General features: G+C 74.3%; 11 protein-coding genes. 5 read left to right on the plus strand and 6 right to left on the minus strand.

From position 1 onward, the window contains the following. Positions 1–176: 176 nt before the first annotated feature. Positions 177–2,135, minus strand: a complete 1,959-nt coding sequence (locus ACH4U8_RS41150; RefSeq protein ID WP_395783333.1) for an AAA family ATPase — start codon at positions 2,133–2,135, stop codon at positions 177–179. Positions 2,136–2,414: 279 nt separating this feature from the next. Here ACH4U8_RS41150 and ACH4U8_RS41155 point away from each other — a divergent pair, with 279 nt between their 5' ends. Together ACH4U8_RS41155 and ACH4U8_RS41160 are read left to right on the plus strand one after the other, a co-directional pair. Next, the gene (locus ACH4U8_RS41155) at positions 2,415–3,734 is read left to right on the plus strand and encodes an aromatic acid exporter family protein (protein ID WP_395783335.1); all 1,320 of its coding nucleotides are present in this window, start codon (positions 2,415–2,417) and stop codon (positions 3,732–3,734) included. Between the two features lie 307 nt (positions 3,735–4,041). Then, complete coding sequence (locus ACH4U8_RS41160; RefSeq protein ID WP_395783337.1) at positions 4,042–4,797, plus strand: nucleotidyl transferase AbiEii/AbiGii toxin family protein; 756 nt, start codon at positions 4,042–4,044, stop codon at positions 4,795–4,797. 21 nt (positions 4,798–4,818) lie between these two features. Here the strand turns inward: ACH4U8_RS41160 and ACH4U8_RS41165 are convergent, their stop codons facing one another. Next, positions 4,819–5,493 carry a response regulator gene (locus tag ACH4U8_RS41165; RefSeq protein ID WP_395783339.1) on the minus strand — a complete coding sequence of 225 codons (675 nt, stop codon included), beginning with the start codon at positions 5,491–5,493 and terminating at the stop codon, positions 4,819–4,821. A 36-nt stretch (positions 5,494–5,529) separates the two neighbouring features. Then, entirely contained in the window at positions 5,530–6,807 is a 1,278-nt protein-coding gene (locus ACH4U8_RS41170; protein ID WP_360321727.1) for a sensor histidine kinase, read from the minus strand. A 270-nt stretch (positions 6,808–7,077) separates the two neighbouring features. Here ACH4U8_RS41170 and ACH4U8_RS41175 point away from each other — a divergent pair, with 270 nt between their 5' ends. Genes ACH4U8_RS41175 through ACH4U8_RS41185 form a run of 3 tightly spaced genes read left to right on the plus strand, consistent with a single transcriptional unit; the run spans position 7,078 to position 10,264 of the window. Beyond that, positions 7,078–7,980, plus strand: a complete 903-nt coding sequence (locus ACH4U8_RS41175) for a MoxR family ATPase (protein WP_360321730.1) — start codon at positions 7,078–7,080, stop codon at positions 7,978–7,980. A gap of 1 nt (position 7,981) precedes the next feature. Next, the gene (locus ACH4U8_RS41180; protein ID WP_395783341.1) at positions 7,982–9,151 is read left to right on the plus strand and encodes a VWA domain-containing protein; all 1,170 of its coding nucleotides are present in this window, start codon (positions 7,982–7,984) and stop codon (positions 9,149–9,151) included. Positions 9,152–9,157: 6 nt separating this feature from the next. Next, on the plus strand, positions 9,158–10,264 hold the full coding sequence (locus tag ACH4U8_RS41185; RefSeq protein ID WP_395783343.1) for an XdhC family protein: 1,107 nt from the start codon (positions 9,158–9,160) through the stop codon (positions 10,262–10,264). Positions 10,265–10,397: 133 nt separating this feature from the next. Here ACH4U8_RS41185 and ACH4U8_RS41190 read toward each other — a convergent pair whose 3' ends face one another. From ACH4U8_RS41190 to ACH4U8_RS41200, 3 genes are read right to left on the minus strand one after another with little or no spacing between them, the layout of a single operon-like run. Next, positions 10,398–11,819, minus strand: coding sequence for a DUF1116 domain-containing protein (locus ACH4U8_RS41190; RefSeq protein ID WP_395783345.1), 1,422 nt, complete (start codon positions 11,817–11,819; stop codon positions 10,398–10,400). After that, the gene (locus tag ACH4U8_RS41195) at positions 11,816–13,294 is read right to left on the minus strand and encodes an FdrA family protein (protein ID WP_395783347.1); all 1,479 of its coding nucleotides are present in this window, start codon (positions 13,292–13,294) and stop codon (positions 11,816–11,818) included. The genes ACH4U8_RS41190 and ACH4U8_RS41195 overlap by 4 nt, the downstream gene beginning before the upstream one ends. After that, positions 13,278–14,225, minus strand: a complete 948-nt coding sequence (locus tag ACH4U8_RS41200) for a DUF2877 domain-containing protein (RefSeq protein WP_395783349.1) — start codon at positions 14,223–14,225, stop codon at positions 13,278–13,280. The genes ACH4U8_RS41195 and ACH4U8_RS41200 overlap by 17 nt, the downstream gene beginning before the upstream one ends. Positions 14,226–14,430: the final 205 nt, after the last annotated feature.

Consider the following 14,430-nt stretch of genomic DNA (forward strand, 5'->3'; position numbering starts at 1 on the left):
CGGCCGGACGGATCCTCGTCGTCGGCCCACCACTCGGCCGAACAGGGCGCCCGAAACGCCGGCCCACCCGCCCGTGCCCGGCGCGCAGCGGCCGAAGCCCCGGCCCATCCGCCCGTCCCCGACACGCAGCGCCCGAAGCCTGGGCCCCCGCTCCCCGGCCCGCAGCGCCCGGAGCCTCAGTCCACCGGCCCCTCCCCCGCCCGCAGCGCCCTGGCCACCTCGCGGTGCTCGTCCGCCTCGACCCGGTGCCCGGCCGCCTCGGCGGAGCCGGCCAGCGCGTCCAGGATCCGGGCCTCCTCGGCACGGGCGCCCCGCGCCCGCGCACTCGCCAGCGCCGCCACGTACAACGCACGCGCCTCGCCCGCGCGCCCGAGTGTGTCCAGCACGGTGCCCAGGGCGAATCCGGTGCGGGCGGTCATCCGCTCCCGGCCCAGCTCGCCCGCCGCCGCGTGGGCACGCTCGAACAACTCGGCCGCGCGCCGCGATTCGCCCAGCGCCGCCGCGGCCTCGCCCAGGCGGTACGTCATCAACATCGCGCCGTACGGGTTGTCGATCGCCCGGTGCACCTCGCGGGCCGCCTCGAAATCCGCCGCCGCACTCGCCCAATCCCCGCGCGCCGCCCGCAACATGCCGCGAAACTCCACGGTCGACGCGCCGAGCTTGCGGTCCGCCGCCGTCGCCGCGCCCAGCGCCGCCACCGTGCCCAGCGCCCGCTCCAGTTCGTCCCCGGCCGCCGCGAAGTCCCCCTGTTCCCACAATGGGCGGGCCAGTTGGCAGCGCATCCGCGCCGCGGCGCGAGGATGGCCGGCCCGCTGCGCGGCGGCCACGCCGGTGCGGAAGGCGTCCAGCACGTCGGCGTAGTGCCGGTGGTCGAGGAAGTGTGTCCACAACGGCTCGCACAAGCCCCACGCCTCGGCGTCGAGACCGTGCGCGTACGCCATCCGCACGCACCCGTACAGCGCGTGCCGCTCCGTCTCCAGCCAGCGCGCTGCCCGCGCCTTGTCCGCGAACACCACGTCGGGCGCCTCCGGCAACGCGGGCACCCGCTCGGCCAGCGTCATCCGGGCGCCCGCCGCCGTCGCGTCCGCGATTTGCGCCTGCCGCAGGTACCAACGCACGATCCGGCGTTGCCCGTCGGTGGTTTCCGCCGCGCTGCCGTCCCGTTCGGCCCGCCGCCGGGCGTGCGCGCGCAACAGCTCCGGCAACCGCCGGTATTCGTCCCGGGCGTCCACCAGGCCCGCCGTCTCCAACTCCTCCAGCGCGTCCAGGCCGGCGTCCAGGCCCCGGCCGAGCAGGGCCACCGCGGTCTCCGGGGTGAACTCCGGGCCGGGGGCGCCGCCGAGCAACCGGTACAACCGGGCACCGTCCGGCCCGAGTTCGCGGTAGGCCGCATCCCACACCGCCTCGACCACCGGAAGTCCCTTCTCGTGCAGCTCGGCGGTCAGCTCGGCGAGCAGCCGCGACAGCGAGCGCAACCGATGCCGGCGCATCCAACGGCCCGCCACGTGCAGCGCCGCAGGCAACCCGGAGCACAACCGCAGCAACCCGTGGGCGGCCTCCGGTTCGGCGGCCAGTCTCGGGTCCGCGACCATGCGTTCGAGCAGTTCCATCGCGTGTTCGTCGTCCAGCGGACGCAGCGACAACTCGACCGCGGCACCGTGCTCCAGGTCGTGGAGGGGCCCGTGGCTGACCACGATCACGATGCCCGCGCCGGAGGCGGGCAACAGCGGCACCACCTCGCTCCCGTAGCGGGCGTTGTCCACCACGACCACGACCCGCTTGCCGTCGGTCCGCGTCCAGTACTGCTTGCAGCGGGCCCGGAACGTCTGTTCGACGAACTCCGCGGGCACCCCGAGCGAGCGCAGCAACTCGCCCAGCGCGTCGGCTACTTCGACCACGCCGTCGCGCCGGAGGTCGTCCAGGTCCAGGTACAGCACCTCGTCGGCGGGGTCCTGCCGCAGTCTGCGGGCGATCCGGAAGGCGAGTTCGGTGCGCCCGGCCCCGGCCGGCCCGCTCAGCGCCACGCACAGCGGCCGGGACTGTCCGCGCCACTCGGCGGCGGCTCGGAAGACCCGGGCCAGTTCGGGCTCCCGGTCCACGAAGTGGGCCGTCTCCGGGGGGATTTGATATGCCATGGGAGCTGACTCCGATGCCTCGTGCCGGTCCGGCCGGCGTGCCCGCGGAGCCCTGGCCGCGACCGACCCCGTCCCCCGCACCCTCGCACACCACAGACCCCCCGTGTGGGCGGATCGACACCGAACCGACGCGCCCGCCGGCCCGCCGCCACGCACTCGCCCACGCTCGTCCGGATGATCGCGATATTGCCCCGGGCGCGTGGTGTGCTCGTCCGGAACAGGGCATACAAGGGAAATCCGCCCCGCAAGGGCCCGCGAACCGGGAGAGAAGGGAGTCGCATGCCGTCGGACGTCGATCTCGCCGCGGCGCTGTCCAGGGTCAAGGAGAGCGAGACCTCGCTGGTCGCCCAGGTCCTGCGCACCACCGTGGCCGCGGTGACCTCCTACGTCACCGCGCTGGCCCTGACCGGCCCCGATCCACAGCCGATCCTGGCCCCGCTCACCGCGCTCCTGGTCGTCCAGGTCACCTCGTACGCGACCTTCACCACGGGTGTGCAGCGGGTGGCCAGCGTGGTCTCGGGCGTGCTGATCGCGGTGTTGTTCAGCGAGGCGGTCGGGCTCAACTGGTGGAGCCTGACCCTGCTGCTGTTGGCCTCGCTCGGCCTGGGCCATCTGATCCGGCTCGGCGACTCGATCAACGAGGTGGCGATCAGCGCGATGATCGTGCTCGGCGTCAGCCAGGTCGGGGACACCGCGTGGGACCGGGTCGCGGAAACCCTGATCGGCGCGGCCGTCGGCATGATGTTCTCCCTGATCCTGGCGCCACCCGTGCACGTGCGGCCCGCGAACGAGGCGGTGATGTCCGCGTTCACCGCGCTGACCCGGCTCCTGGACACGATGGCCGGGGAACTGGAGGCCGACGTCGGCCACGACCGCGCGCACGGCTGGCTGGAGGAGGCCCGCCGGATCGACCGGGACATCGTGCGGGTGGACGCGACGCTGTCCACCGCCGAGGAGGGCACCCGGCTCAACCCGCGCGGCCGGCGGGCCACGGTGCGGGTGCTCGCGCTGCGCAGCGGCCTGGACACCGCCGAGATCAGCGCGGTGGCGCTGCGCATGGTGTGCCGGGCACTGAGCGGGCTGTACGCGCGGGGCGAGCGCGGCGAACCGGCGTACACCGAGATCCCGCCGGCCACCGAGCAGTCGCTGCGCAGCCTGTTCCGCTCGCTGGCCGCGCTGTTCGCCGCGTACGGCCACCTGGTCGTGCTGCACGGCCAGGATCGCCCCGAGGACTCCGCCCGGGCCGAGAACACGCTGCGCGAACGGCTGGCCGAGGCGGATGTGGACCGCTCGCGCACCGAGGCGATCCTGCTCGCCGACTCGATCGAGAACCCGGACCGCTGGGAGTTGTACGGCACCCTGCTGACCGCGGTCGACAAGCTCGTCGACGAGACCCGGCCCGCGGGCACCCCGGGCGACCTGGCGCAGCGGATCGACGAGCGCCGCCGGCGCCTGGCCGAGGACCGTCGCCTGCGGGCCGCGGTGATCCGTCCCGCACCGGTGCTGCGGGACCGCCTCCGCCGGGTGGTCGCCCCCACCGACCGCCTCCTGCGCGTCCCCCGCCGCCTGCACCGCCACACCCTGCGCCGCCGCCGCTGACCGACCGAGGGCCGGCCGGTGCGTGAGTCTCGCACCGGCCGGCCCTGGATCGGGCCTGAGCTCACCCCCGTGTACGAGCTCATGCCGAGCGGTCGGGTGCCGGGGATCCGGGGTGGACCGGCGAACCGCTGTGCGTCCAGCCAAGCAGCCGGGGCCCGCGAGGGCATCCCGTCCCGGGTGGAGGGGTGGGTCGAACCGACGCGGTAGTCGGGGCGAGCGGGTCAACCGTCGGAGTACGCGGATGCAAGCGGCGCCGGGGGCCGGTGCCCACGTACCCTGTGAGCCCCGAAGCCAAGGACCGGACACCGTGCCGCACAGCCCCGAAGAACAACTCGTCCACACCGTCGCGACAGCCGGCGAGCCCTTCGGGGTCGCCCTGGCCGGGGCCCGGGGCCTGCGCCGACACGGCCTGGTCGACCGGGACGGCGACGGCGTCGACTTCGCGCTCGCGGCGCGCGACGCCAAGCGCCTGACCGCCGCCCGCACCACGATCGCCGCGGCCCTGACCGAGCAGGGTTGGCGGGTCACCGTCGACGGCCGGGCCGGCGGCAAGGCGTTCGTCCGGATGAACGTGCGCCCGGCCGGGCCCGGCCGCGGCACGCCGCTCACGTTGCACGTCGCACCGCGCACGCACGAGCCCGCCGTCGTGGCCGGCGTCGCGGTACTGCACCCCGACGACCTCGCCGCGGCCAAGCTGGTCACCCTGGCCCTGCGCTCGGAAGTACGGGACGCCTTCGACGTCTTCGCGCTCGCCGACCACTACGACATCGACCGGTTGCTCGACCTCGCCCTGGCCTACGACCGGGAATTGCGCGCCGAGGACGTCCTGACCGCGTTCAAGCACGTCACCGAGCGCGAGGACGTGGACTTCGCCCGGTTCGGCGCGCCGGCCGCCCGGGTCGCCGCCGTCCGAGCCTGGTTCCAGGACCGGTTCGCCGAGCTCTCCGTCCGGCACAGCCGCCCGATCGCCGCCGCGCTGGACCCCGGGGTGTTGGCCAAGCTCGCGGCACTGGCGGAGTCGGTGACCCCGGCGGAGGGACCGTCCGGCGACCGACCCGGGTGAGCGCGCCCACGCGGTGCTCGATCAGCGCCGGCCGCCGGGCGTGACCAGGCCGGTCTCGTAGGCCAACACCACCGCCTGGGCCCGGCTGGACAGGTTCAGTTTGGCCAGCGCACGGTTGAAGTGCGTCTTGACGGTCGACTCGGTGACCACCAGGGTGCCGGCGATCTCGTTGTTGGCCATGCCCCGGCCGACCAGGCGCAGCACCTCCAACTCCCGCCCGGTCAAAGCCTCCAGGTCGGGCGGCACCGCGCCGCCGCCGGCCGCGGCGGCGCACGAGACGTAGGTCTCGATCAGCCGCCGGGTGACACTGGGCGCGAACAACATGTCGCCGGCCATCACCGCGTCGATCGCGGCCAGCAACCGCTGCGGGCCGATCTCCTTGAGCAGGAACCCGGACGCCCCGGCCCGCAACGCGGCATAGACGTATTCGTCCAGATCGAACGTGGTCAGCACCACGATCCGAGGCGGCGTGCCCTCGGCGGCGGCCAGGATGCGTTCGGTGGCGACCACGCCGCTCATCCCGGGCATCCGGATGTCCATCAGAATCAGTTCGGGATGCAACTTCGCGGCCAGGTCGACCGCCTCGGCCCCGTCGGATGCCTCCCCCACCACCTCGATCCCCGGGGCCGCGCGTAACAACGCGGCCAGTCCCGCCCGGATCAGGACCTGGTCGTCGACCACCAATACCTTGGTCACCCCGTCGTTCCTTCCGTCCCGTCGGTACACGGCGGCCTAGCCGTCCCCGGCGCTCCCGGCGGCCTCGGCCGGGATCGGCAGGACGAGGTCGACCTCGAACCCCCCATCGGGCCGCCGTCCCGCAACGAGCGTCCCGCCGTAGAGCTTGGCCCGCTCGGACATGCCGATCAACCCGTGCGCCGCCACCCCACCGATTGTGCCCGCTTCGCAACCCTGCGGTGCGACCATCGGCCGCCCGCCGCCGTCGTCGGTCACGGTGATCCGCAGATGATGCGGTCGATAGTCGACCAAAAGGTCCACCTTCGCGGTTCGCGCGTGCTTGAGCACGTTGGTCAGCGCCTCCTGGACGATCCGGTACGCGCACAACTCGATCCCCGGCGACAACGGGCGCTCGACGCCCACCGTTTCGCGCCGCACGTCGACCCCCGCCGCCCGGATCCGGCGCACCACCTCGTGCAATCGGGCCAGCCCCGGCGCCGGATCCAGCCGATCGTCGGCGGTCCGCCCGCGTGCGGCGTCCGGCGGCGCCTCGTCCGGGTCGAACATGTCCTCGTCGTCCGCGCGCAGCAACATCAACATCCGGCGCATCTCGTCCAGCGTCTCGCGCGTGGTCTCGCCGATTGTGCGCAACGCCGCCTCGGCGGTGGGCGGATCGGACCTCAGCACGTACTCCGCCAGCCCCGCCTGCACCGAGATCACCGATACGTGGTGGGCCACCACGTCGTGCAACTCGCGGGCGATGCGCACCCGTTCGTCGGTGACCGCACGCCGGGCCCGGGCCTCCTGCTCGCGCGCCAGTCGCCGCGTCAACGCCGCGTACTGCGCGTTGCGTTCGTTCAGCCGCCGGGCCGCGACGCCGAACCAGCAGATCCCCGGCGGCACGACCAGGACCTGGGCGACGACGGTGGCCATCGAACCGCCGTCCGCGGCCAGCCCGGCGTACAACCAGGTCGCACCCACCGCCGGCACGCACCAGAGCAGGTTCCGGATCGGGCGGTGCGCGGCGACCGTGTAGGTCGCCATCAGCGTGCCCAGCGAATTGACCACCGGCCAGTAACCCAGCGCGATGTACCAGATCTGGAGCGCGAGCATCACCGAGAGCACCGCGACCGGGGCGCGCCGGCGCACGATCAGCGGCAGGTTGATCACCACGATCAGCACGAAGCCGAACATGTCGGTCCTGCGCCAGTCCCCGGTGGGATCCTCGTGGGCCAGCAGCAGACTCACCACGATGTAGGACAACGCCAGGATCGCGTCCACCACGATCGGCGGAGGGGTGACGGCGTGCCTGCTCCACAGCGTTCGCGCCCGCATTCGGCGCAGCGTAGCCCGCGATCGCGGATCGGTCGTCGAACCCACGGTCGACAAGTGCCTACCACGCTGGGTGGAGATCGCCGCACGGTGCGCGAGTGGTGCGGATCCGGTGGCCCCGCGCCGGCACGGATGTGCAGGGATCGCGTCCTGCTTTGGCAGATGTTGCCGTCGTGTGCGCGGCCTGCACAGCATGTACTGAACAGCGATATCCACTGAACACCGGTCGCCCGTCCCGACGGGCCGGGCAGGATGCGCGTCGAGGGGTGTGCCGTGGCTGAGGCGTGGTGGGACGGCGAGGACGTCGACGGGCCCGAGGCGGTGGTCGCCCGGCTGGACGGCGTGGACTACCTGGCCGGGGACGGCATCGGCACCGCCGCCTGGCTCGCGCTGCGGATGGGCCGGCCGCTGCTGGTCGAGGGCGAGCCGGGAGTGGGCAAGACCGCGCTGGCCCGGGCCCTGGCGGACGCGTTTCGCCTACCGCTGTTCCGGCTCCAGTGCTACGAGGGTCTGGACGCGTCGCAGGCGCTGTACGACTGGGACTTTCCGCGCCAGATGTTGCATCTGCGGGCGGCCGGCGCGGCGGGCGAGACCGATGCGGCGGCCCTGGAGGCCGGCCTGTACGACCGGCGCTACCTGATCGCCCGGCCGGTGTTGCGGGCGATCGAGGCGGCACCGGCGGTGCTGCTCGTGGACGAGGTGGATCGGGCCGACGACGAGTTCGACGCGTTCCTGCTGGAGGTGCTGTCCGACTTCGCGGTGACCGTGCCCGAACTGGGCCGGATCGCGGCGAAGGTGCCGCCGCTGGTGGTGTTGACCTCCAATCGCACCCGCGAACTGCACGACGCGCTCAAACGGCGCTGCCTCTACCACTGGCTCGATCACCCGGACCACGCGCACGAGGTGGCGATCGTGCGCCGCAGGCTGCCCGAGGTGAGCACCCGGTTGGCCGAGGACGTGGTGCGCGCCGTGGGCCGACTGCGCGCGGCCGACCTGGTCAAGCCGCCCGGTGTGTCCGAGACCCTGGACTGGGCCTGCGCGCTGCTCGTACTGGGCGTGCGCGACCTGGATCCGGACGCGGCGGCCCGCACGCTCGGCGCGGTGCTCAAGCATCGCGAGGACCTGGCGAGCGTACGGGCGCACGGGCTGGATCGGCTGCTCGCGGCAGGCGGCTGAGATGGCCGCGCGTGGGGTGCCGGACGCCACCACGGTGCGCGCCGCCCTCGCCGCACCGGTGCGCCGCGACGGGGTCGCCACCCTGGTCGCCTTCGCCCGCACCGTGCGGGCGGCCGGCGTGGGGGCCGATCCGGGGCGGGTGCAGGCGTTCCTGACCGCCGCCGCCGAGTTGGGCGCCGACGGGCGCTCGGGTACGTACTGGGCGGGTCGGCTCACGTTGTGTTCCGCGCGGGAGGAACTGGCCCGCTACGACGCCGCGTTCACCGCGTACTTCGGCTGCGAACAACCGCCGGCGGGGCGTCGGCGGCCGGGCGTCGACGTCGAGCGGGCCGTCGGCCTGCCCGGCTCCGAGCAGGCCCCGCCGGAGCGGGACGAGCACGGTGCCGAACCGCGGGTCGCCGCCGCCGACCGCACCGAGGTCCTGCGCCGGCGCGACATCGCCCTGCTCGATCCGGCCGCGCGCGCCGAGCTGCGCCGACTGCTCGCGCTGCTGCGCCCGGCCGCCCCGATGCGCCGCACCCGGCGTCGGCGGCCGGCCCGACACGGCCGGATCGACCGGGCCCGCACCGTGCGGGCGGCGCTGCGGACCGGCGAGATCGACCGACTGCGGTATGCCGAGCGGGTGGTGCGCCCGCGCCGGCTGGTGCTGCTGCTGGACGTCAGCGGCTCGATGGCGCCGTACGCGGACGCGCTGCTGCGCTTCGGCCACGCCGCGGCGCGCCGGCGTCGCGGTACCGAGGTGTTCACCATCGGGACCCGGCTGACCCGGATCAGCCGGGAGCTGGGCCACACCGACCCGGATCGGGCGTTGGCCGCCGCGTCCGCCGCGGTGCCCGATTTCAGCGGCGGGACCCGGCTCGGCGACCAGTTGCACGCCTTCCTGGCCGACTGGGGTCGGCGGGGCGTGGCCCGGGGCGCGGTGGTGGTGATCGCCTCCGACGGATGGGAACGCGGCGAGCCGGATCGGCTCGCGGTGGGCATGGCCCGCCTGCATCGGCTCGCCCATCGGGTGATCTGGGTGAATCCGCATCGGGCCCGGGAGGGGTATCAACCCCTTGCGGCCGGTATGGCGGCGGCGCTGCCGTACGTTGACGACTTTGTCGCCGGGCACAGCCTGGCCGCGCTGGAGGAATTGTGTGCACTGCTGGTCGACGAACGACGGACCGGGTGAACGACGATGCGTGAACTGCTCGACCACCTGGAGGCGTGGTACCGCGACGGGCGCACCTTCGCGCTGGCCACGGTGGTGTCCACGCTGCGCAGTGCCCCGCGGGACGCGGGTGCGGTGATGGCGGTGTCCGCCGACGGCGTGGCGCTCGGCAGCGTGTCCGGCGGGTGTGTCGAGGGCGCGGTGTACGAGTTGGCGCTGGAGGTGATCGGGGAGGGCCGGCCGCGCACCGCCGCCTATGGGATCAGCGACGACGACGCGTTGATGGTGGGGCTGACCTGTGGCGGCACGCTGGAGGTCTACGTCGAGCCGGTCGACCCGGCGCGCTATCCGGAGTTTCCCGAGCTGATCGCCGCGCTGCGCGAGGGTCGCCCGCTCGCGGTCGCCACCGTGGTCGCGACGCCCGACCCGGATCGGCTCGGCGCCCGGGTGGTGGTCGGGCCGGAGCGGGAGGCCGACGGCCAGGCGAGCCGTGCGATCACGGTGGCGCTGCGCGAGCTGCTCGCGGCGGATCGCACCACGCTGGCGCACCCCGACGGCGACGCGCTGGTGCCGGTCGAGGCGCTGGGCGTGCGGCAGGACGAGATCGTCTTCGTGCGCTCGTACGTGCCGCGCCCTCGGCTGTTGGTGTTCGGTTCCAACGACTACGCGGTGGCGATGGCCCGGATGGGTGCGTTGGCCGGGTTCCGGGTGACCGTGTGCGACGCGCGGCCGGTGTTCGCGACGGCGGAGCGTTTTCCGGACGTCGACGAGCTGGTGGTGGACTGGCCGGACCGCTACCTGGCGGGCACCCGGGTGGACGGGCGTACGGCGGTGTGCGTGCTCACCCACGATCCCAAGTTCGACGTGCCGGTCCTGGTCCGGGCGTTGCGGCTGCCGCTCGCCTATGTCGGCGCGATGGGCAGCCGGCGTGCGCACGCCGACCGGCTGGTCCGGCTGCACGAGGCGGGCGTGACCGAGGCCGAGCTGGCGCTGCTGCACTCGCCGATCGGTCTGGATCTGGGCGCGCGCACCCCGCAGGAGACCGCGATCGCGGTGCTCGCCGAGATCATCCAGGCCCGGCACGGCGGCTCCGCGCGCCCGCTGTCGCTCACCGACGGCAGTATCCACCGCTGACCTCCACCCGGCGGAGCATCGCGGGCCGGGCCACGCGGTGGAGCACCGTTGGAGCGCCCCCGAAGCCGAGCACCGCACACGAAGGAGCCCGCCGCGCGAATCGCGCGGCGGGCTCCCTGCGGTTGTGTCCGGATCAGCCGAGCGGCGGGGCGGCCTCGGCCAGCGCCCGGATCGCCGCGACGAAGCAGTCCGCCGGCGGGGTGACCAGGCCCGCGCCGACCTGGCCGGTGCCCGCGACCTTGCCGGCGATGCCGGTGTTGATCTGCGGGAGGATGCCGGTGCGGACCACCTTGGTCACGTCGATTCCGGTCGGCGTGCCGCGGAAGTCCAGCACCGGGATCTGGTAGGCCGGGTTCTCCGCGAGGGTGATCTCGTACATCCGGCGGGTGGCCGCGAGCGCGTCGTCCACCTCGCCGCCGATGAACCGCACGATCGCCGGCGCCGCGGCCATCGCGAAGCCGCCGATGCCCGCGGTCTCGGTGATCGCCGAGTCGCCGATGTCCGGGTTGGCGTCGTCCGGGCCGTAGGCGCCCAGGTAGAGGCCGTCCGGGACCTCGGCGGGGCCGGTGTACCAGCGGTCGCCGGTGCCGGAGACCTGGATGCCGAAGTCGGTGCCGTTGCGGGCCATGGCCACCACGAGCGAGGAGCCGGGCACGTCGCGGCCCGCGTCCATGGCCAGCTTGCAGGCGGGCATGTCCAGGTTCAGGAAGAAGTGGTCGTTGCCGCCGACGAAGCGGGCCGCCTCGGCGATGTCCGAGGTCGGCGCGCCGCTGTCGATCATGTTCGGCAGCAGTTCGCGCAGCAGCATCAGGGTGCCCGCGCGGTTGCGGTTGTGGCCCTCGTCGCCCATCTGCAACATCTGCGCGATGATCGCCCGGATGTCGATCGGTTCGCCCGCGCGCACCGCGGTGCGCAGCAGCGGGCCCAGCACCGCCGACATCCAGCGCAGCCGGTCGATCACCTCGGGCCCGTACGCGCCGTAGCGCAGCACCTTGCCCAGGCCCTCGTTCAGCGAGCACCACGCGCGTGTGCCGTGCGTGGTGTCCTCCAGCTCGAACATCCACATCGACGGGCTGACCACACCCGCCATCGGGCCCACCGCGTGGTGGTGATGGCACGAGTCCAGTTCGGCGTGCCCCTCGGCGAGGAACTTCTCCGCCGCCTCGGGCGAGTCGGCCAGGCCCTCGAAGAGCACCGCGCCGATCAGCGCGCCCTTCATCGGCCCGGACGCCCGCGCCCAGTCGATCGGCGGCCCGGCGTGCCGGAACTGCCCGGCCCGCAGACCCAGTGCCTCGCTCGCGGGCTTGACGTCCACCAGATGCGGCGTGGACGCCAGCACCCGCTCGATGGCGACCCGGTTGGCCGCCTCGCGGCGCGCGTCGGCCAGCACGGTGGCCAGCGCGTCGGCGGTGCCGGGCAGCGGCGGACGCCAGTCGACGGCGGTGACCGGGACGGCCTGGGCGGCCAGCGCGTCGGCGAGCAGTTCGGCGCCGACCGTGACCACCGAGGGGTCCCGGGTCAGCAGCGAGCCGCCGTTGGGGTTGGGAGCACTCACGCGTCGAGCCCTTCTACGATCGCCACGGCGCGCCGGGCGGCCTCGGCATTGGACAGGTGGACCTCGGCGCCGGCGGCGGTCAGCGTCCGGGCCTGGGATTCCAGGTCCTGCGGGTCCAGGTCGGTGCCGCACAGCGAGATCAGCACGGTGGGCGCGTTCGGCCCGGCCGCGCGCAGCACCTCGGCCAGGTCGGCGGCCGGGTCCGCGTGCGCGCCGTGGCCGAGCACGACGTCCAGGAGCAGTACGGCGCAGGCCGGGTCGGCCAGTTCCTCGGCGAGCCGCTCCAGGCGCAGGCTCGGGTCGATCATCGGGTGCGGGCGGCCCGCGGTCAGGCCGTCGTCGCCGAAGTCGATCATCAGGTGCCCGGCGGCGCGCAGGTCCGCGGGCAGCGCCCAGTCGGCGCGCAGCGGGATGTTGGACGCGATCGGCCCGAGCCGGTCGGCGGCGATGATCATCGCCTCGTCGCACAGCGTGCCGCCGCAGAACAGCCCGCGCAGCGCGCCGGTGCGGGTGGCACGGGTCGCGTCGGGCCGCCAGACCCGGTCCTGCACACCGGGGTGTCCGATCGCGGCCAGCGCCTTGGTCGCGGCGGCCGTGAGGTCGTCCCGGCCCTGTCCGAGGAAGGCCAACTGCACCGGCGTGCTCAGCGTCGCGGCGTAGCGCTCGACCTCGGCCGCGACCGAGTCGGCGGGCGGCTTGGAGACCACCACGATCAGCTCGGTGGCCGGGTCGGCGTCCAGCATCGCCAGCGCCTGGAGTGTCGAGCGCGCGCCGACCGCCTCGCTCAGGTCGCGGCCGCCCACGCCCAGACAGTGGCTGACGCCGCTGCCGGCCGCGTGCAGCAGGCACATCAGTTCCTGCGATCCGGTGCCGGAGGCGGCCACCAGGCCGATCGGGCCGGGGCGCACCGAGTTGGCGAAGCCCAGCCCGACGCCGCCCACCATGGCGGTGCCGCAGTCGGGGCCCATCACCAGCAGGCCGCGTTCACGGCCGGCGTCCTTGAGCCGGATCTCCTGCTCGACCGGCACGTTGTCGCTGAAGATCAGCACGTCCAGGCCGGCTTCGAGGGCGTCCATCGCCTCGGCGAACGCGTGCGGGCCGGGCACCGAGACCAGGGCCAGGCTCGCACCGGGCGTGGCGTTCGCGGCGGTGCGGATCGTGCGCGGCGGCACGCCGGCGGCGGAGCCGATCCCGGTGCCGCCGCCGGTGGACAACACGAGGGCTTCCTCCAGCACCTCGCGGGCGCGCCGCAGCGTGTCCTCGTCGTCCGCCCGGATCGCCACGATCAGGTCGTTGGGTCCGGCGCCGTCGGGGGTCTCGAAGCCCATGCCCGCCAACAGGCCGACGTTGAGTTCGGTGGCCATCGCGACGAGCGCCTTGGTCACCCCGTCCACCGCGGCTACCGATCGGCTCACCTGCATCAGGCTGACCGAGTCTCGGTATGTTCCGCGGCGCAGCTCAAGCGCGCTGCTCACGGGCGCTCCTTCCTTCGGGGTACGGGAGTTCGGTTCCGTCGCCGGGCCCGTACGGGGCTTCGGCCACGGTTGGTACGGCGCCTGCGTCGGCCGCCTCGGCCCCGGCCAGCACGCCGTGGGCGAGGTCGGCGCCGGAGGTGTGGCCCACCGCCAGCAGGTGGCGCAGGCGCGGGAGTACGTCGGTGCCGCGGCCGACCGCGCCGATCAGGTCGACCAGTTGCGCGCAGCCGTCGCCGCCGGCGGCGTGGCCGAGCAGGGCGGCGGACAGGTCGGTGGTGCGGCCGGGGGCGTGTGCCGCGATCCGGGCGCCGAGGGTGTCGGGTGGCCGATCGCCACCGGGTTCGGGGTCGAGCAGGCGTCGGGCGAGCAGGAAGCCGCACAGCGCGTCGTCGCCGCTGGGGGTCAGCCCCGGGCCCAGGCCGATCAGGCGCAGCGCGGCGGTGCCGGCCCGCTCGGGGTCGGTCGCCGCGTACCGGCCCAGCTCGGCCAGGTCGGCGCGGGCCTGCCCGGACAGCCCGGTGCGGACCGGCGCCAGTGCGCCACGCAGCGCGGCGCGGCCGGCCCGGCGGGCGTCGGCGTCGCCCGGTGCGGGCGGGCGCGGCGGGGTCCACCAGCGGACCGCCGTCACCTCCAGCGCGCCCAGGCCCACCCGACCGTCGCCGATCCGGGCGTCGATGCGGCCGGCCGGCCCGGGGAAGGGCGACGCGGCGGTGCGGGCGGTGAGCACGACGGCGTTGGGCAGCCGGACCGCGTCGTGCGTACACAGGGTCAGGACGGTGCCGTCCGGGTCGGCCAGGTAGATCGCGGCCGGGAAGACGCCGAGCACCCGGGCGGGCCGGCTCGGCCGCTCCAGCACGGCACGCAGGCGTACCGAGGCCGAACCCGGCACCGACCTCGCCACCGGCTCGTCGTGCTCTCCCGGGCCTACCACGATGGTGCCTCCCGGGAACGGTGCGGATGCGAGCGGTACGGATGCGAAGCGGTGCGCGGTCGGTGCGGTGCGGTGCGAGATCGAAGCGGATTCGAGAGCGGATTCGAGGCGGTGCGGAGCCGATGCGATACGGAACGAAGCCGTGCGTGCCGGTGGTGAACGCGGTGTGGTCGAGGCCCCCGGGTCGGGTGAGCGACGAGGTGAC

This window comes from Embleya sp. NPDC020886 (genome assembly GCF_044333915.1).
In the GTDB taxonomy this organism is placed as follows: domain Bacteria; phylum Actinomycetota; class Actinomycetes; order Streptomycetales; family Streptomycetaceae; genus Embleya.